Raw genomic sequence first — 18,657 nt, 5'->3', positions numbered from 1 at the left:
GGCGCGGCCGCCCGCGGGCCGCGATGACAAGCGCCTTTAAGTCGTGCTTAAGCCGGCGCCGTCGCCCACCCGCGGCGCCGGACCACCGACCCGCCGGTAACCGGCCTTTAACCGGCGCGGACGCGGCGCGGACACGGCGCGGACACGCGAAGGAGCCGCCGCCGGCCTCTCGACCGACGACGGCTCGTCCGTTCCGCTCGTCCGTTCAGTTCGTCTGTTCCGCTCGCCCGTTCCGCCCGTGCGCCCAAGCGGGGCCGGCGGGCCGGCGCGTGCTCAGGAGGTCGCGGCGACGTCCTTCGGGAAGTCGTACGCGTCCGCGATCAGTTCGTACGAACGCAGCCGGGCGGACGGCGTGTGCGCGTTGGCGGTGATCACCAGCTCGTCGGCGCCGGTGCGCTCCACCAGCTCGTCGAGGCCGGCGCGGACCGCCGCCGGGTCGCCGTAGATCACGTTGCCCAGCCAGGAGTCGACGAAGTCCCGCTCGATCGCGCTGAACTGGTACGCCGCCGCCTCGTCGGGGGTCGGCACCAGACCGGGGCGGCCGGTGCGCAGCCGCAGCATGCTCAGCGCGCCGGTGAGCACCTGCCGGCGGGCCGCCTCCGGGTCCTCGGCGGCCAGCGCGGCCACGCCGATCGAGGCGTAGGGGCGGTCCAGGACGGCGGAGGGGCGGAACGACTCGCGGTACAGCGCCAGCGCGGGCAGCGTGTTGGCGGCGGAGAAGTGGTGCGCGAAGGAGAACGGCAGCCCGAGCGCTCCGGCCAGCTGCGCGCTGAAGCCGGAGGACCCCAGCAGCCACACGCTCGGCCGGGCCGGGGACTGCACCCCGCCGGGCGAACTGCCCTGCACCGGGCCGGGGATGGCGTGGATACGCGCGTAGCGGTGGCCGTCGGGGAACTCGTCGTCCAGGAACCGGGTCAGCTCGGCGAGCTGGCGCGGGAAGTCGTCGGCGCCCTCGTGCAGGGTCTCGGTGCGGCGCAGCGCGGCGGCGGTGGCGCCGTCGGTGCCGGGGGCGCGGCCCAGGCCCAGGTCGATCCGGCCGGGCGCGAGCGCCTCCAGGGTGCCGAACTGCTCGGCGATCACCAAGGGCGCGTGATTGGGCAGCATGACCCCGCCCGAGCCGAGCCGCAGGGTGCCGGTGTGGGCGGCGAGGTGGGCGAGGATCACCGCGGGCGAGGAGCTGGCCACGCCGGGCATCGAGTGGTGCTCGGCGACCCACATCCGGTGGTATCCACGGGTCTCGGCGACCCGGGCGATCTCCACGCTGGTGCGCAGCGCGTCGGTGGCGGTGAAGCCGCTGCCGACGGTGGCCAGATCCAGTACGGACAGGGGCACCGGTGCGCTTCCGCGGACCGTCCCCCGGATGCCGTGTCCCGGGTCGGGCAGGCTTGCGTCGGCCACGGTGGGCGCCTCCTTGGTCGTCGATCGTGGTGCCCTCGGACGGGTCCGGCCCGCCGGGGCGAGGTGCTGTGCGGGCGCAGCGCGTCCGTTGGATGCAACCGGAGCGCGCGACCGCCTTATTCCCACCCCCACGTGCTTCCGGCACACCCCGCCGGAACAGCAATTGCAGATCACCCCGAAGAGGGCAATGACCATGTCATATGCCAGCGTGCCCTCTTCCTGCATATACGGCTGTGAGCGGTCGGAACAACCTTCAACCGACTCTCAACCACCTCTGCCGGAAAGCCTATTGGCGCTATCGTGGAGTATCGGTCCTACCGCGGGTCAGGCCTTGACACTGACCCACGACCAGCGGTGGGGCCAGGCACGCAGACGGTCTTACCTTGCAGGGGGTCACCGTGGCGCTGGAGCACCGACAGGTTGGACCGGGGGTGTACGCGGTCCAGTACGCACTGCGCGTGCTGGAGTCCGTGAACACGCATCGCGACGGCGTCAGCGCCGAACAGCTCGCCCGCGAGATCGGCGTGCCGCTGAGCTACCTCAGCCAGTTGCTCTCCATGCTGCGCCGCGAACGCTACCTCGGATTCCTGCCGGGCGGCGGCTATGTGGTCGGCGAGTCCCTGGTCCTGCTCGGCGCCGCCAACCGCGACATGGCGCTCGCCGAGAAGCTCAAGGAGATCCTGATCAAGCTGCGCGACGAGGTCGACGCCGCCGTCTACTTCAGCCGGTACGACGACGGCGAGGTGCGGATCATCGACTTCGCCGACGGCCCGAAGGCGCCGAAGGTCAACGAGTGGGTCGACTTCCGCTCCGCCGCACACGCCAGCGCGGTCGGCAAGTGCCTGCTCGCCCAGCTCGACCACAACGGCCGCCGCGAGCACCTGTCCCGGCACCGTCCGGCCCGGCTCACCTCCCGCACCGTGATCGACGACCGGGTGCTGCTCACCAAACTGGAGCGGCAGCCCGCCAGCGTCCCCACCCTCGACCTGCAGGAGTACGCGGTCGGCACCGTCTGCGCGGCCATCCCGGTCACCATCGGCAACACCGTCGCCTGCCTCGCGCTGTCCATGCCGTACACCCAGGCGCACCGGCTGCGCCCGGCCGTGGACACCCTGCACGAGCGGGCCGCTCCGGTGCTGCTGAGCATGAGCATCTGATTTTCTTCGCGGCCCCGCCATGCGGTACGATCTCCATGTCAGCAGGCGCCGCTAGCTCAGTTGGTTAGAGCAGCTGACTCTTAATCAGCGGGTCCGGGGTTCGAGTCCCTGGCGGCGCACCTGAGGTGAGGCCCCTCGCGCGAGCGGGGGGCCTTTTCCATGGCCTTTTCCATGCCCGCGCGGCCCTCAGCTCCAGTGCGCCGGCCGGTCCAGCGCCGGCCCGATACGGGTACGGGCGTCGCCGCGCGCCGCGTTCACCTGGGACCGGGTGAGGAAGAGCGCCCCGGTCAGATCCGCGCCGCGCAGGTCCGCGTCCCGCAGGTCCGCGCCGATCAGGTCGGCCAGCCGCAGGTCCGCGCCGCGCAGGTCGGCCGCGATCAGGCAGGCACCGCGGAAATCGGCGCCCCGCAGGTCCGCGCCGCGCAGCCGGGCGCCGACGAGGTCCGCGCCGCGCCGGTCGGCGCGGCGGCGGCCGGGCGCCTGCGCCCTGACCAGCTCGCTCCCCCGCAGCAGCAGCGGGTTGACCGCGGCGCGCTCGGCGTCGAGGTCGAGCGCGGCCAGCCGGTCCGGGTCGAGGCCGGTCAGCGCCCGTACCCGGGCCAGTTCGCGGTCGGCGGCCGGGTGCAGCGCGGCGGCGGCCGGCCGGTCGCGGACCTCGGTGAGGTAGGCGAGCAGTTCGTGCAGCTGGCGCATCCGGGGCAGCGCGTCGAACATCGCCCGGCCGCCGTCGGGGGCACCGCGCCAGTCCCGGCCGCCGAAGGTGACCTGGGACACCTGCTGGCCGGCGCCGAAGCAGTCGTAGACCGTGCAGCCGCGGTAGCCGTCGGCCCGCAACCGGGTGTGGATGCCGCAGCGGTGGCCGTCGGTGAGGTTGCCGCACGGCTCGCCGGAGCGCTTGTCGGCCGCGAAGTCCGCGGAGCGGGTGAAGGCGAGGGCCACGCAGCACAGGCCGAAGCAGTTCCCGCAGTCCGCCCGCAGCTGCGGCAACTGTCCCGACCGGGCATCCCCTGCGCTCACCGCGCTCCTTCCGTACGGCCGTTCCGCGGGCGGGGTCCGGCCCCGCCCGCGGTCCATGGTGCCGTACGGCGCCGGGTCAGTTCGCGGCGGACCGGCTCGCGGCGGGCGCGGCCGGGAAGACCGCGGGCTTGGCCGCGGTGTAGAGCCAGGTGGTGAAGAAGGCGCTCAGGTCCTTGCCGGACAGGTGCTCGGCGAGCGACTCGAACTCGGCGATGGTGCCGTTGCCGTAGCGGTGCTGGGTCGGCCACGCCTTGAGCAGCTTCAGGAACGCGGTGTCGCCGATGGTGTCGCGCAGCGCCTGGATCGCGACGGCGCCGCGGTCGTAGACGGCGTCGTCGAACTGGTTCGCGGCGCCCGGGTCGCCGGGCTTGACGGTCCAGAACGCGTCGTCGGCCGGGTGGGCGTCGTAGACCTGCTGGGCGAGTTCCTGCGGGGTGCCGGTGTGCTCGTGCTCGGCCCACAGCCACTCGGCGTAGCCGGCGAAGCCCTCGTTGAGCCAGATGTCGGACCAGCGCTCCAGCGAGACGCTGTCGCCGTACCACTGGTGGGCCAGCTCGTGCGCGACCACCGAGGTGTCCGGGCCCTTGGTGAAGAACTTCGGGCTGTAGAAGACCCGGGTCTGCGTCTCCAGCGCGAAGCCGGCGGTGACATCGGGGACGTAGCCGCCGGCCGAGTCGAACGGGTACGGCCCGAAGTAGCCGCTGAGGAAGTCGACGATCTCGCCGGTGCGCTCGACGCTGGCCTTGGCGTTGGCGGCGGTGGCCGGGTCCAGGTCGGGGCTGTAGGCGTTGACCACGGGCACGCCGGTGCCGGTGCGGGAGTGGGTGATGTCGAAGTGCCCGACCGCGAGGGTGGCGAGGTAGGTGGCCTGCGGCTTGTCCTCCACCCAGTGGAAGCCGGTCCAGCCGCCGCTGGTGTGCTGCGAGACCAGCACGCCGTTGCTGATCGCCTGGTCGCCCTTGGGCACCCGGACGTTCACGTCGTAGGTGGCCTTGTCGGCCGGGTGGTCGTTGCTGGGGAACCACCACCACGCGGATTCCGGCTCGTTGGCCGCGACCCCGCCGTCCGGGGTGCGCATCCAGGAGGTGAAGCCGTAGCGCTGGACCTTCGAGGGCACCCCCGAGTAGGTGACGGCGACGGTGAGGCGGTGTCCCTTGGCGATGGTCCGGTCCGGGGTGATCACCAACTCCTGCTCGCCGCTGGAGGCGAAGCGGGCCGGCCGGCCGTTGACGGTGACCTTGCTGACGTCCAGCGCGAAGTCCAGGTCGAAGCTGGTCAGCCCCTGGGTGGCGGTCGCGGTGACGACGGTGGTGCCGGAGAGCGTGTCGGTGGTGGGCTGGTAACTGAGGTCGAGCGCGTAATGCGAGACGTCGTAGCCGCCGTTGCCGTACGTCGGGTAGTACGGGTCGCCGATGCCCGGGGCGCCCGGGCCGGCGCTCGCCGCGGATGCCGGGATCGCCAGCAGTCCGAAGGCGGTGGCGACGGCGGTGGACGCGATCAGTCGGAAACGCACAGGGGTTCCTCCAGCGCGGGGTCAGGACGTACCCGGCCACGGTGGCAGGTACATGCAGACCCTAGGAAGAGACCGGCGCCTCTGCCACCCCTGTTCCCCCTGCCGTCGCACAACTTTCACCCGGCGCAACACTGCGCGCAATTCCCTGCCGCCGGGATGTTTGCGGACCGGGTCGGCCGGGGTAGCGCTCGCCATCAGGTTGCACGCACAGGTGAAGCTGGGAACGTTGGAACTGTTCGGAGCGTTCCTGGTCATGGCGGTGCCGGTCCCGACCGGCGGTTGTTCCGTGGCGTGGGAGGCGCGCGGCTGACGCGGCCGGGAAGGCCAGATAGGTACACCATGTGAAGAACGCCTGGGTTCGAGCCGTACAGCGGCTGGAGAGCGACTACCTCTCCCGCATGGGCCTGTCCCTGCCGCTGGCGGCGCTCGCCATCGTGGTCATCGCCGACCTGCTCGCCGGCCAGGACCACTTTCTGACCCCCGGCATCGTGGCGGCGCCCCCGCTCGCCGCGATCACCGTCAGCTGGCAGCGCACGCTGTTCATCAGCCTGCTCGGTGTCGCCGTCCAGGGCGCCCTGTCGCCGTACGACGGCGTGACCGACATCCCGAACCACGACGTCCTGTTCGGCCAGCTCTTCGCGTACTGCCTGGTCAGCCTCTTCAGCATCTACATCGCCTGGCGCCGGGAGACCGGCGCGAAGGCGTTCACGGCGATCACCTCCGTCGCCGAGGCCGCCCAACACGCCCTGATGCACCCGCCCGCGCCCCGCGTCGGCACGCTCCGGCTCGCGGTGCGGTACGTCTCCGCGGCCGATGCCGCCCAGATCGGCGGCGACCTCTACGCCGTCCTGGACACCCCGCACGGCGTGCGCGCGCTCATCGGCGACGTCCGCGGCAAGGGGCTGGCCGCCGTGCAGACCTCGGCGGTGGTGCTCGGCGCGTTCCGCGAGGCGGCGTACGACGAGGGCGGGCTCGACACGGTCGCCGCGCGGGTCGACACGAGCGTGGCGCGGCACGTGGACACCGGGGACTTCATCACCGCGCTCTTCGCGCAGTTCGACAAGCCGGACAGCGTCGAGTTGCTGCACTACGGCCATGTGGCGCCGCTGCGGGTCTCGCGCGACGGCTCCGTGGAGACGCTGGAGCCGGTCGATCCCTGGGTGCCGCTGGGGCTCGCGGACATGGTCTCGACGTCGTCGCCCACGCGGGTGTCCGCGCCCGGGTCCGGGCCTTCCGACGCCTCGGCCCGCGCCGCGCGGGGCCCCGCGCCCTGGCGGGTGCCGCTGCTGCCCGGGGACATCCTCGTGCTGTGCACCGACGGTGTGATCGAGGCGCGCAGCCCCCGCGACAACTCCTTCTACCCGCTTTCGGAGCGGGTCGGCCCCCTCGTCGCCGGCTGCGGCCACGACCTCGACGGCGCCGTCGAGCGCGTCTACGCGGATCTGTTGCAGCACGCCGGCGGTTCCCTCGCCGACGACGTCGTCCTCCTGCTCCTCTCCCCCATCCCCCGCCCCCTCCCCACCCACCCCCCGGACCCACCCCTCATCTAGGGCCCCCGCCCCGCTCAGCCCACCACCAACGGGTGGTCCCTCCACCGGCGGAACGCACCCCGGGGGGTCAGGGCCCCCTGCGGGTCACCCGCTCCAGGGCGAGGAGGACCGACTCGTACGGCTCACCCGTGGCGTGCTCCATGGCCAGTTCGCACATCCGGTTCGCCGAGAGGTGGGCGTCGAAGGCGCGGGCGGCGACCTCTTCCGCCTCGGGGCGGGTCGCTGCGGCGGTGAGCGATTCGTGGAGCATGCCCCGGTCCCCGGCGAAGCCGCAGCACCCCGCGTCGTCGGGGACGACGACGTCCTGCGCGCAGGCCCGGGCGACAGCCTCAAGCGCGCTCCCGCCGTCGCCGGTGTCGGCGGCGTCACCGAGGTGGACCGCCGCGCAGGTGGGGTGCAGGACCACGGACCCGATCGGCCGGGTGACCGAGAGCTTGGGCAGGAGCTGGCCGGCCGCCCAGGCCACCGCGTCGACGACGGTCAGCTCCCCGTGCAGTTCGCGGTTGGCGTCGGTGAGGTAGGGCACGACCTCGCGGGAGAGCCCGAGCGCGCAGGACTGGGCGTCCACGACCACGGGCAGCCGCCCGCCGCCGGTCCACGCCCAGGCGTGCTCCACGACCCGGTTCGCCATGACCGCGTTGCCCGCGTCGTACCCCTTGGAGTGCCAGATGGTGGCGCAGCAGGCGCGGGTCGCGTCGGGCGGAATCCACAGCGGCTGCCCGGCCCGCTCGGCGAGGGTGACCAGCGCCTGCACCACCCAGCCGCGGCCGCTGCCGCGCGGCGGGCCGAAGATCCGGTTCACGCACGAGGGGAAGTAGACCGCGGCGGCGCCCTGCCGCTGCGTCCGCGGCAGGTGCGGCGCGGCCCCCGGGGTCTCCGGCAGCCATTCGGGGACGAGTTCGGGCCGCAGCGCCCGGCGGGCGAGCCCGCTCGCGGAGGTGAGCGGGCGGTCGCCGGCCCGGTCGCGTACGGCGCCGGCCGCGCCGAGGCCCGCGCGGACGGCCCGTTCCACGGTGGGCCAGTGGGTGGCGAGCGAGGCGGCGGCGCGCTGCTCGGCGCGGGTGTGCCCGGCCCGGCGGAAGTCCCTCATCAGCGCGCCGGTGTCGATGCCGACCGGGCAGGCGGCCGCGCACAGCGAGTCGCCGGCGCAGGTGTCGACGGCGTCGTGGCCGTAGGCGTCGAGGAGTTCGCGGAGCACCGGCGAGCCGGCCGGCTGCCGGAACATCTCGCGGCGCAGCACGATCCGTTGCCGGGGGGTGGTGGTCACGTCCCGGCTGGGGCAGACCGGTTCGCAGAAGCCGCACTCGATGCAGGGGTCGGCGGCGGCCTCGGTGGCGGGCAGCGTCTTGAGGCCGCGCAGGTGGCCGCGCGGGTCCTGGTCGAGAACGACGCGGGGGGCGAGGATGCCGTCGGGGTCCAGGAGCGCCTTGACCCGCCACATCAGGGCGGTGGCGCGCGAGCCCCACTCCAGCTCCAGGAACGGAGCAAGGTTGCGCCCAGTGCCGTGTTCGGCCTTGAGCGATCCGTCGAACCGCTCGGTGACGGTGTGGCAGAAGTCGTCCATGAAGGCGGCGTACCGTTCCACGTCGGCGGGGTCGGCCGCGTCGAAGGCGAGCAGGAAGTGCAGGTTGCCGTGGGCGGCGTGGCCGGCCACCGCCGCGTCGAAGCCGTGCCGCTCCTGGAGCGCCAGCAACTCCGCGCACGCCTCGGCCAGCCGGGCCGGCGGCACCGCGAAGTCCTCGGTGATCAGGGTGGTGCCGGGCGGACGGCGACCGCCGACCGCGGCCACGAACGCCTTGCGGACCCGCCACAGCCGCCCGATCGTCTCGGGGTCGCGGCTGAAGTCGTTGCCGGCCGAGGGCACCGGCGCGACCAGCCCGAGGTCGTCGCAGACCCGGCGCGCGGCCCGCTCGTACGCGGCAAGCTCCGTCTCGTCGGCGGCCTGGAACTCCACCAGCAGCGCGGCGCACTCCGCCGGCAGCCCCTCCCAGTCGGCCGGCACCCCGGCCACGCCGACGGACGCCCGCAGCACATGGCCGTCCATCAGCTCGACGGCCTCCGCGCCGGCCTGCGCGAAGAGCGGCACCGCGGCCGCGGCGGCGTCGAGCGTGGGGAAGAAGAGCAGCCCGGCGGTGGCCGCGGCTCGGACCGGCAGCGTCTCGTAGACCGCCTCGGCGACGAAGCCGAGGGTGCCCTGCGAGCCGACCATCAGCCCGCGCAGGATCTGCACCGGGGTCTCGGCGTCGAGGAAGGCGTCCAGCCGGTAGCCGCTGGTGTTCTTGATCGCGTGCTTGGCGCGGATACGGGCGGTCAGCCCCGGGTCGCCCTCGATCTCGTCCTTCAGGTCCAGCAGGCCCTGGTGCAGCTCGGGTTCGGCGGCGGCCAGCGCCGCATCGGCCTCGGGGTCGCCGGTGTCCACCACGGTCCCGGACGGCAGCACCGCGGTGAGCGACACGACCGTGCGGTAGGAGTCGCGGCTGGTGCCGGCGGCCATCCCCGAGGCGTTGTTCGCCAGCACCCCGCCGATGGTGGCGGCGCCCGCGCTGGCCGGGTCGGGCCCCAGCACCCGCCGGTGCCGGGCCAGCGCGGCGTTCACCCGGGCCAGTACGGTCCCGGGCAGCACCCGGGCGCGGGCGCCGTCGGCCTCGACCTCGACCCCGCTGAAGTGGCGCCGCACGTCCACCAGGATGTCCTCGCCCTGCGCCTGCCCGTTCAGGCTGGTGCCGGCCGCCCGGAAGACCAGGTTGCGGCGCTGCCCGCGGGCATAACCCATCAGCTTGACGACGTCCTGCACGCTGTCGGGGACCACCACGACCTGCGGCACGAAGCGGTACGGGCTCGCGTCGGACGCGTAGCGCACCAGGTCGGAGATGCCGCCGAGCACCTTGCCCGGGCCGATCAGCGCTTCGAGGTCGGTGCGCAGCCCGTGCGGGGTGCCGGCCGCGCGGGCCTCCTCGACCCGGTCCGGCGCCGGACGCACATCCGCGGCGGGCAGGGGCCGCCACCTGTCCCCCCGCGGGTCACGCTTGGGCATCCGGACCTCCGATAAGGGGATCGTCACACCGCTTCGCACACCGTTCCGCCGGCCACTCCGTACGCCGTTCCGTCCGTCGTCCCGCCGGCCGTCCGGTACGGAACCCCGCCGGGCGTTCCGTCCCCGTACGCGCCCACCTCGATGGGCATCCTTGCACCTGTCCGCACCCTAAGCCCCGCTGCCGGGCGCCGCGCGCGAGCCGGTCAGGGAGGCGTAGACCACGACGTTCGCCGAGTACGCCTGCCGGGCGCTGTCGAAGTCGCCGCCACAGGTGATCAGCCGCAGCTCGGGGCGGTCCGCGGCGTCGGAGCCGTAGACCCGGGTCGCGTCGAAGTGGTCCTTCGGGACCACCTCGACCGCCTCCACCGAGAAGTCCGCGACCGAGTGGTCCGCCCGGGTCACCGCGACCAGCGCGCCGGGCTTGACCGTGCTCAGCGGGAAGAAGACCGCCGGACCGGTCTCGGTGTCCACGTGCCCGACGATCAGCGCCGCGCCGGCCGTCCCCGGGGTCGGGCCGCCGGTGTACCAGCCGGCCACCTTCGGGGTCGAGTACGGCGGCGGGTCGATCGTGCCGTCGGTCAGCCCGCGCCCGACCAGGTCGGCGTGCAGCCCGATCGAGCCGATGTCGAGCCGGACCGGGTCGGACGCGGGCAGCGGGACATGGGCCGCGTACAGGTGCGGCGGGTGGTCGTTCGCCGCCGCGGCCTGCGCGCGGACGGCCCCGGCGGCTGCGGTACCGCCGCCGGAGCCGTGGCCGACCAGCCAGGCCGCCAGCAGGAGCAGTCCGACCGCCAGGGCCGTCCACGTCTTGCTGTCGGGCCTGGCCCGGGTGTCGGCCCGCACCGCTTCCGCGTCCTCCCCTTCGGGCATGCCGGGTCAGCCGCGGGCCGCGCTGCGGCGCCGGTAGAGCGCGAGACCGGCCAGGCCGGCCGCCGCGACACCACCGGTGACCAGCAGCGGAGCGGTGCTGCCGCCGGCCGCCGCCGGACCGGCGGCGAGCTGCTCGGCGCCGCCGCTGCGGGCGGCGAGCTGCCGGGCCGCGCCGCCACCGCCGGCCGGCACCGGGTTGACCGGGTGGATCGGGTTGACCGGCGTGACGCTGCTGCTGGTGCTGACCGTGATGGACGCGCTGGCGGAGCTGGTGCCGTCCTGGCAGCGCACCGCGATCGCGTACGAGCCCTGCACGGCGTCGGACCTGATGAACGCGTCACCCTCCATGCCCCGGCCGCCGCTGGCCGGGGCCAGGGTCACGGTGTCCACGAACACGTCGGCGCTGGCCGTCGCGCTCTTCCCGGCCTTGCAGGAGGTCGCAAGGTGCAGGGAGACCACGCCGCCGGGGGCGACGGTCCGCGGCGAGACGTCCATGCTGCCCGCGCCGGACGACGAGCTGCTCGACGAGCTCGACGAACTGGACGAGCTGCTGGACGAGGAGCTGCCCGACCCTCCCCCGCCGTCGTCGGCGACGGCCGGCTTCGGCAGTCCGGAGACGCCGCCCACGGCGAGCACGGCGACGGCGCCGGCAGCAGCGATGGCGGGCAGTTTCAGACCAAACATGAGGACCTCCGCTCAGCCGGGAGCGGGGACCCGCGCCCGGTGCTTACGAAGATTCCGCCGCCCGGCGCCGCCCGCACTCCGAGCGGCGGCTCAGTGGTCCATTGGGGTGACTATTCGTCTACGGAGAGTAAAAACGGCGCGTCCGGCTCACGGGTGCGGGCCGACCGCCGTAAAGGGTGCCGGTGCCGGGGGGTGCCGGTGCGGGAGGGTGCCGGTGCCGGGGGTCAGATCTCGTCGACGAGGTCCGCGATCGAGTCGACCACCCGGGACGGGCGGAAGGGGTAGCGGTCGATGTCCGGGCGGGTGGTCAGCCCGGTGAGCACCAGGAACGTCTCCATGCCGGACTCCAGCCCGGCCAGCACGTCGGTGTCCATCCGGTCGCCGATCATCGCGCTGCTCTCGGAGTGCGCGCCGATGACGTTCAGCCCGGCCCGCATCATCAGCGGGTTCGGCTTGCCGACGAAGTACGGGTCCTTGCCGGTCGCCTTCGTGATCAGCGCCGCCACCGAGCCCGCGGCCGGCAGCACGCCCTCCGGCGAGGGGCCGGTCTGGTCGGGGTTGGTGCAGATGAAGCGGGCGCCGCCGTTGATCAGCCGGATCGCCTTCGTCAGCGCCTCGAAGCTGTAGGTGCGGGTCTCGCCGAGCACCACGTAGTCCGGGGCGTGGTCGGTCAGGACGTAGCCGACGTCGTGCAGCGCGGTGGTCAGGCCCGCCTCGCCGATGACGTACGCGGTGCCGCCCGGCCGCTGGTCGTCGAGGAACTTCGCGGTGGCCAGCGCCGAGGTCCAGATGTTGCCCACCGGCACGTCAAGACCCATCCGGGTCAGCCGCGCGTGCAGGTCGCGCGGGGTGTAGATGGAGTTGTTGGTCAGCACCAGGAACGGCTTGCCCGACGCCCTGAGCCCCTTGAGGAACGCGTCCGCGCCCGGAATCGGGGTGCCTTCGTGGATCAGCACCCCGTCCATGTCGGTCAGCCACGACTCGATCGGCTTGCGTGTCGACACGGCTCGCTCTCCTGTCCTGGGTACCGCCTGAGATGTACCAAGCGTAGCCGGGGCGGGTCGCACCCGCCCCGGCCGTCCAGCCCGCGGTATCAGCTGCTGCCGGTGGCGGACCTCCACGCCTCGACGTACGAGTCGAGGTTGTCGTTGATGTCCTTCCAGTCCGGCGTGAAGACGTCCACGCCCGCCATGATCTGCTTCAGGGCGGCCGCGTTGGCGTCGGTCGCGGTCACGTCGGTGCGGGCGGCGAAGCCGCCGCCCACCGAGGAGACCTCCTGCTGCACGGCCGGGCTGAGGAAGTAGTCCAGCAGCTTCTTGCCGGCGTCCTCGTGCGGGGCGTTCTTCACCAGACCCGCCGCGTACGGCAGCGCGAACGTGGTCGGCTTGCCGGTCGCGTTCGCCGCCGGGAAGAAGATGCCCTGGTTCGGCATGGACGCCTTGTCGGCGTAGTTCATCTGCACGTCGCCGTTGGCCACGAGCAGTTCGCCCTTGTCGACCTTCGGGGCGAGCTGGCCGGTCGACGCCGACGGGCCCACGTTGTTCGCCTGGAGCTTCTTCAGGTACGCCATCGCCGCGTCCTTGCCGCCCAGGTCGTGCATCGCCTTGATCACCACGGCGGTGCCGTCACCGGCGACGCCCGGCGTCGAGTACTGCAACTTGCCCTTGAACTTCCCGTCCAGCAGGTCGTCCCACGTCTTCGGCGGCTGCGCGAGTTCCTTGGTGTTGTAGATGAAGCACAGGTAGTTGTTGACGATCGACTCCCACGAGCCGTCCGCGTCCTTGTCCGCCGCGGCCACCTTGTCCACGCCGGCGGGCTTGTACGACGTCAGCAGCCCCTTCTCCTGCGCCTGCTGGATGAACGGGGGAAGCGTCACCACCACGTCGGCCTGCGTGTTCGACTTCTCCCGCACCAGCCGCTGCACGACCTCGCCGGAGCCGCCCTCCACGTACTTGACCTTGATCCCGGTCTTCGCGGTGAAGTCCTTGAAGACCTTGTTGTAGAACCCGTCCCCGGTGTCCGTGTGCAGCCCGTCCGCGCTGTACACCGTCACCGTCGTCGACGGCTTGCCGCTGTCCGCCGACGACGAACCCCCGCAGCCGGCCAGGACGAGGCCCATCACGGCGACCCCGCTCACGGCGGCGATCGGGCTGAGCAGACGGCTGCTGCTGTTGCGCTTGCGCATGGCAGATCTAACTCCTTGAGTCATGAACGTTGTTGTGAGGTGGGGCAAGGGGCAAGGGGCGAGGGGCGAGGCAGGAGGTGGTTCGGGTCAGCGGAAGGCGGCCCGGGTCCGTATCCGGCCCATCACCAGGAGCACGACGAGCGTGCTGACCATGAGCACCACCGCCAGCGCCGCTCCTTCGAAGAGCGAGCCCCGGTTCGTGGCGCCGTAGATCTGTACGGGCAACGGCATCCAGTCCGGCGGGTAGAGCATCATCGTGGCCGAGAGCTCCCCCATGGACAGCGCGAAGCACAGCCCCGCGGCGGCCGTGAGCGACGGGAGCAGCAGGGGGATGCGGACCCGCCACAGCACGTACGACGGCCGCGCCCCGAGGCTCGCCGCGCTCTGCTCGTACGCCGGGTCCAGCCGCGCCAGCGCCGCGCTGACGGACTGGTACGCGAACGCGGTGACCAGCACGGTGTGCGCGAGGATGACGATCTTCGCGGTGCCGTTGAGCAGGAACGGCGGCTTGGAGAAGGCGACCAGCAGCGACAGCCCGACCACCACCGACGGCACCGCCACCGGCAGCACGAACAGCCCGTCGAGCAGCTTGCGGGCGCCCCCGCGCAGGCGTTCCGCGGCCAGCGCCGCCCACCCGCCGACCAGGAGCGCGAGCAGACTCGCGCACAGCGCGGTGAGCAGGCTCGTGGTGAGCGCGTGCAGCGAGTCGCCGCTCCCGATGTCCCGGTAGTGCGCGAACGTGGCGTGCGAGGGGAAGGCCCCGCTCCAGTTCGTCGCGAACGACGCCATCAGGACGACCAGGAAGGGCAGCGCGAACACCGGCAGGAACAGCGCGAAGAAGACCACCCAGGACGCGATCCGGCCCGGCCTGCTATGCACCAGCACGGCGTGCACCTCCCGTGGTGCGGGCCACCAGGACCCGGTAGAGCCCGTACAAGGAGACCGACAGCACCACCGAGACCACCGCGACGACGCACGCCCCCGGGTAGTCCCCGTCGAGGATCGCCTTGCTGTAGACGAGCATCGGCAGCGTCGTGGTGTTCTTCGCGCCGGTGAACAGCACGATCCCGAACTCGTTGAGGCACAGCACCAGGACGAGTCCGCCGCCTGCGGCCAGCGACGGCAGCGCCTCGGGCAGGATCACCTGCCGGACGATCCGCGGCGCCCGCGCGCCCAGCGACGAGGCGGCCTCCAGCTGGGCCGTGTCGACCTGCGAGAACGCCGCGAGCAGCGGCCGCATCACGAACGGCGTGAAGTAGGTGACCTCGGCGAGCAGCACGCCCCAGGGGGTGTGCAGGAAGTCGACCGGTCCGGCGGCCGCTCCGGTCGCGTCCGTCCACAGCCCGTTGGCCATGCCGACCGTGCCGTAGATGAACAGCAGCGCGAGGGTGATCAGGAAGGACGGGAAGGCGAGGAAGATGTCGATGAACCGGCTGAGCACCTTCCCGCCGGGGAACGGCACGAAGGCGATCACCAGGGCGAGCAGGAAGCCGAGGACCAGGCAGCCCGCGGTGGAACCGGCCGCGATCCACACGGTGTTCCACAGCGCCTTGCGGAAGGACTGCTCCTGGAACACCTGCGACCAGGGCTTGGCGGAGTGCCCGCCCGCGTCGGGCGAGAAGGACTGCTTGACCACCAGGACCAGCGGATAGAGGAAGACCAGGCCGAGTCCGGCGACCGGGGGCACCGCCCACAGCCAGGCCGGTACGGCGCGCGGGCGCCTGGGCCTGCTGTCGCCGTCCACCCGCGGGCCGACCGCGGTCGAGCCCGCGCTAGCCGACGCCATCGCCGGCACCTCCCCCGTCGCCGCCGTTCGCGGAGCCGTCGCCCGCGGAGCCGTCGCCCGCGGGACCGCCGTTCGCGGAGCCACCGTTCGCGGAGCCACCGTTCGCGGAGCCACCGTTCGCGGGACCGCCGTTCCCGGAGCCGCCGTTCCCGGAGCCGCCGTCGCGCCCGGGGGCGGGTTCGGGGGCTCGGTCCGTGCCGTCCGCGGCCAGGCCGCCGGGCAGCAGCACCGCGTCCTGCGCGTCGAAGGTGAGCGCGACCGGTTCGCCGACCCCCGGCGGCTGCCGCAGGTCGCCGACGTCGGCGCGCAGTTCGCTCCCGTACGCGTCGACCAGCAGCCGGTGGGTGTGGCCGCGCCACTGCACGGCGGTGACGGTGCCGCGCAGCACGTTGACCTCCTCCGTGCCCGGCTCGGCGGTGAGCGGCGTCTGCCGCAGCACGTGCGGGCGCAGGCACACCGTCGCCTCCGCGCCGGCGGCCGGAGCCGGTGCCGGCACCTCGACGCGCAGCGCGGCCGTACCGAGCCGGAACACGCCGTCGCCCTCGGCCCGCACCCGCAGCAGGTTGGCGCTGCCGACGAAGCTCGCGGTGAAGGCGGTGCGCGGGGTGCGGTACAGCTCGTGCGGCGTGCCGCAGTCCTGCAGCCTGGCCCGGTCCAGGACGGCGATCCGGTCGGCCAGGGTGAGCGCCTCGATCTGGTCGTGGGTGACGTAGAGGATCGACACGTCGGGCAGTTCGCGGTGCAGCCGGGCGAGTTCGGCGAGCATGCCCGAGCGCAACTGGGCGTCGAGCGCCGACAGCGGCTCGTCCAGCAGCAGCACGCCCGGCCGGATGGCCAGCGCGCGGGCGATCGCGACCCGCTGCTGCTGCCCGCCGGACAGCTCGCGCGGGTAGCGGCGCGCGTACCCGGCCATGCCGGTCATCTCCAGCGCGGCCGCGACCCGCGGGCCCACCTCGGCGCGCGGCGTACGGTTCGCCTTCAGCCCGAACGCGACGTTCTGCTCGACCCGCAGGTGCGGGAAGAGCGCGTACTGCTGCACCACCATGCCGATGCCGCGCTTGTACGGGGGCAGGCCGGTGACGTCCCGGCCGCCGATCAGCACCCGCCCGGCGGAGGGGTGGACGAACCCGGCGACCGCCCGCAGCGCAGTGGTCTTGCCGGAGCCGGACGGGCCGAGCAGGGCCATCACCTCGCCGGGTTCGACGGTCAGGTCCAGCGCGTCCAGGACGGTGGTGGCGCCGTACGTGACGCTGACGTGGTCGAAGCGGATGCCGGAGGCGGGGCCGGCGGCGCGGGCCGGACCCGCGGCCCCCTTGAGGGTGCCGGGGCCGGTGGCCGCGCCCGGGGCGGAGGAGGTGGCGGTGCTCGTGCGGGTCATGTCACGACCCCCCGAGCAGCGCCGGGAGTTCGGCGACCGACCCGAGCACGTGGGTGGCGCCCGCCGCCCGCAGCCGGGGCTCGTCGTGCGCGCCGCTGGTGACCCCGGCCACGACCGCCGCGCCGGCCCGTACGCCGCTGAGCATGTCGTACGCCGTGTCACCGGCCACCGCGACGTGCCGCACGGACTCGGTGCCGGTGCGCAGCAGCGCGGTGAGCACCATGTCCGGGTGCGGGCGGCCGCGGCCGGCGTCGGCCGGGCACAGGGTGAGGTCGGCGATGTCCTGCCAGCCCAGGGCGTCGAGGATGGCGTCCTGGGTGGTGCGGGCGAACCCGGTGGTCAGGACGACCTTGCGGCCCTGCGCGCGCAGTTCGCGGATCGCCTCCTCGGCGCCGGGCAGCGGCTCGCACTGCCCGCCGTCGACCAGCTCGGCGTAGGCGCGTTCGAAGGCGGAGTTGCCGCGCTGGGCGGTCTCCTCCGTGCTGAACAGGGCGCGGAAGACGGTGATCTTCGACTCGCCCATGGTGGCGCGGACGTAGTCGAGCTTCTCGGCGTGGTCGGCGCTGCCGGGCTCGACGCCCAGCTCCTGCGCGGCCCGGGAGAAGGCCGACTCCACCAGCCCGCCGTCGGCGACGGTGGTGCCGGCCATGTCGAGCACGACCAGCGTGGGCGCGGGGGAAGGGGACGGGGTCGAGGTGGGGGTGGAGGTCACGGTGTTCACCAGCCGATTCGGTTCGCAGTGGTCTCGCCGATCGCGGGCGAGCAGGTCATGCCGCGTCCGCCGGGCCCGGTGACCAGCCACACCCCGTCGAGCACCTGCTCGCGGTGGACGACCTCGGCGGTGTCGACGGTCTGCGCGTACACCCCGGCCCAGCGGCGCCGGATGGGCGGCAGCGGGCGGCCGAGCAGGGCGGCGGCCCGCTCGCGCAGGTGCTCGTAGGGGTCCTCGGTCACGTCGAAGGCGAACGCCTCGTCGTACTCGTGGGTGTCGCCGATGGTCAGGCCGCCGTCGAGCCGCTGGACCATCAGCAGCTGCATCCGGTGCTCGGCCGCGACCGGCGGCTGCGGCTCGCCGGAGCGCAGCGCCTCCAGGGCGGCGCCGGCGTATGCGGGGTAGTAGCGGAAGCTGTCGCCGTCGGCGACCGACGTGGTGAGCGCCTCGCCCAGCGGCGCGGTCTGCGCCATCTGCAGCCGGACCCGGCGCACCGGCAGCTCCGGGGCCAGTTCCCTGACCAGGCCGCCCAGCCAGGCGCCGGTCGCCAGCACCACGCTGTCCGAGCGGTACACCGTGCCGTGGTCGTCCCGGACCGAGCCCGTCGCCACGTCGCGGACCTCCCGGCCGGGTACGAACGTGTAGCGGCCGGTCGCGGCCAGGTGGGCGCGCAGCGCGGGCAGCGTGGTGCGCGGCTCGACCGCGGCGTCCTTCTCGCACAGCAGCGCGCCGAGGAAGTCGCCGCCCAGCGCCGGGTTGTACGCGCGGACCTCGGCCGGCGACAGCCACTTGTAGCCGCGCTCGGCGGCGTCGGTCCGGCCCAGCACGTCCTCGGCGACCGCCTGCTCGGCGGGCGTGCGCACCACCGTCAGCGAGCCGTTCGCCCGGAAGCCGGCGCCCGGCACCTTCGCGCCGATCTCCTCCCACAGCTCCCGGGCGCGCAGCGCCGTCTCCAGCTCCGCGCCGACCGCTCTGCCCCCGACCCACACCAGGCCGAAGTTGCGGACGGAGGCGCCGCGCGCCTCGCGCTCCCGCTCCAGGTGGACGACCTCGTGGCCGCGTTCGATTGCATGCCAGGCGTGCATGGTGCCCAGCACCCCGGCTCCTACGACAGTGACTCTCACGACCCCGACGTTCGCGACCGCAGATGTCCGCGACACAACGGGATACGGTCGCCCCGGTGAACAAGGCTCCAAACTTGGCCTAGACCCGTTACCGTTCCGTGATATCAGGAGGACGGCCACACCGTTTCAGGGGCGCCCCCTGACGTCTCCTGGTCCCAATACCGGTGATTTAGGTTATTTTCCGGCGGGTTGGGTTGGCTTTGGTCGGGCCGACCAGTTGGACGGTGGGGGTGTTGGGGCGGGGCGGGT

General features: G+C 73.3%; 14 protein-coding genes, 1 tRNA gene and 1 pseudogene. 3 read left to right on the top strand and 13 right to left on the bottom strand.

Annotated elements, in window-relative coordinates:
* Positions 1-273: 273 nt before the first annotated feature.
* Complete coding sequence (locus AB0399_RS06815) at positions 274-1,398, bottom strand: LLM class flavin-dependent oxidoreductase (protein WP_366410482.1); 1,125 nt, start codon at positions 1,396-1,398, stop codon at positions 274-276.
* Between the two features lie 398 nt (positions 1,399-1,796).
* Between AB0399_RS06815 and AB0399_RS06810 the strand changes: the two genes are divergently transcribed.
* On the top strand, positions 1,797-2,555 hold the full coding sequence (locus AB0399_RS06810; protein ID WP_328474113.1) for an IclR family transcriptional regulator C-terminal domain-containing protein: 759 nt from the start codon (positions 1,797-1,799) through the stop codon (positions 2,553-2,555).
* Positions 2,556-2,600: 45 nt separating this feature from the next.
* Positions 2,601-2,674: transfer RNA gene (locus tag AB0399_RS06805), tRNA-Lys, on the top strand.
* A 67-nt stretch (positions 2,675-2,741) separates the two neighbouring features.
* Here AB0399_RS06805 and AB0399_RS06800 read toward each other — a convergent pair.
* Both AB0399_RS06800 and AB0399_RS06795 read right to left on the bottom strand, forming a co-directional pair.
* Positions 2,742-3,572 carry a pentapeptide repeat-containing protein gene (locus AB0399_RS06800; protein ID WP_366410481.1) on the bottom strand — a complete coding sequence of 277 codons (831 nt, stop codon included), beginning with the start codon at positions 3,570-3,572 and terminating at the stop codon, positions 2,742-2,744.
* 76 nt (positions 3,573-3,648) lie between these two features.
* Positions 3,649-5,085, bottom strand: a complete 1,437-nt coding sequence (locus tag AB0399_RS06795; RefSeq protein ID WP_366410480.1) for a M1 family metallopeptidase — start codon at positions 5,083-5,085, stop codon at positions 3,649-3,651.
* A gap of 341 nt (positions 5,086-5,426) precedes the next feature.
* On the opposite strand from AB0399_RS06795, the gene AB0399_RS06790 reads away from it, so the two are divergent.
* The gene (locus tag AB0399_RS06790) at positions 5,427-6,635 is read left to right on the top strand and encodes a PP2C family protein-serine/threonine phosphatase (RefSeq protein WP_329369146.1); all 1,209 of its coding nucleotides are present in this window, start codon (positions 5,427-5,429) and stop codon (positions 6,633-6,635) included.
* 67 nt (positions 6,636-6,702) lie between these two features.
* Here the strand turns inward: AB0399_RS06790 and AB0399_RS06785 are convergent, their stop codons facing one another.
* The 10 genes and pseudogenes from AB0399_RS06785 to AB0399_RS06740 all read right to left on the bottom strand — a co-directional run bounded on the left by AB0399_RS06785 (position 6,703) and on the right by AB0399_RS06740 (position 18,408).
* Entirely contained in the window at positions 6,703-9,669 is a 2,967-nt protein-coding gene (locus AB0399_RS06785; protein ID WP_329369144.1) for an FAD-binding and (Fe-S)-binding domain-containing protein, read from the bottom strand.
* Positions 9,670-9,837: 168 nt separating this feature from the next.
* Positions 9,838-10,539 carry a class F sortase gene (locus AB0399_RS06780; RefSeq protein WP_329369143.1) on the bottom strand — a complete coding sequence of 234 codons (702 nt, stop codon included), beginning with the start codon at positions 10,537-10,539 and terminating at the stop codon, positions 9,838-9,840.
* A gap of 6 nt (positions 10,540-10,545) precedes the next feature.
* Positions 10,546-11,223, bottom strand: coding sequence for a hypothetical protein (locus AB0399_RS06775; RefSeq protein ID WP_329369141.1), 678 nt, complete (start codon positions 11,221-11,223; stop codon positions 10,546-10,548).
* Between the two features lie 224 nt (positions 11,224-11,447).
* A complete protein-coding gene (locus tag AB0399_RS06770; protein WP_329369140.1) occupies positions 11,448-12,227 on the bottom strand; it encodes an HAD-IIA family hydrolase in 780 nt (259 codons plus the stop codon).
* An 89-nt stretch (positions 12,228-12,316) separates the two neighbouring features.
* Positions 12,317-13,408 carry a 2-aminoethylphosphonate ABC transporter substrate-binding protein gene (locus AB0399_RS06765; protein WP_329369139.1) on the bottom strand — a complete coding sequence of 364 codons (1,092 nt, stop codon included), beginning with the start codon at positions 13,406-13,408 and terminating at the stop codon, positions 12,317-12,319.
* Positions 13,409-13,495: 87 nt separating this feature from the next.
* Entirely contained in the window at positions 13,496-14,293 is a 798-nt protein-coding gene (locus tag AB0399_RS06760) for an ABC transporter permease subunit (RefSeq protein ID WP_328464481.1), read from the bottom strand.
* A complete protein-coding gene (locus AB0399_RS06755) occupies positions 14,280-15,194 on the bottom strand; it encodes a 2-aminoethylphosphonate ABC transporter permease subunit (RefSeq protein WP_366410479.1) in 915 nt (304 codons plus the stop codon). The genes AB0399_RS06760 and AB0399_RS06755 overlap by 14 nt, the downstream gene beginning before the upstream one ends.
* 205 nt (positions 15,195-15,399) lie before the next feature.
* Positions 15,400-16,464, bottom strand: a pseudogene (locus AB0399_RS06750) (ABC transporter ATP-binding protein); the annotation flags it as partial.
* Between the two features lie 109 nt (positions 16,465-16,573).
* Positions 16,574-17,293, bottom strand: coding sequence for a phosphonatase-like hydrolase (locus AB0399_RS06745; RefSeq protein ID WP_366410478.1), 720 nt, complete (start codon positions 17,291-17,293; stop codon positions 16,574-16,576).
* Positions 17,290-18,408, bottom strand: a complete 1,119-nt coding sequence (locus AB0399_RS06740) for a TIGR03364 family FAD-dependent oxidoreductase (protein WP_366410477.1) — start codon at positions 18,406-18,408, stop codon at positions 17,290-17,292. The genes AB0399_RS06745 and AB0399_RS06740 overlap by 4 nt, the downstream gene beginning before the upstream one ends.
* Positions 18,409-18,657: the final 249 nt, after the last annotated feature.

The sequence above is a fragment of the Streptomyces sp. NPDC088194 genome (genome assembly GCF_040702025.1).
Taxonomy (GTDB): domain Bacteria; phylum Actinomycetota; class Actinomycetes; order Streptomycetales; family Streptomycetaceae; genus Actinacidiphila.
Note: the sequence above shows the minus strand (reverse complement) of the source record. Positions and strands in the feature narration are given on the sequence as shown.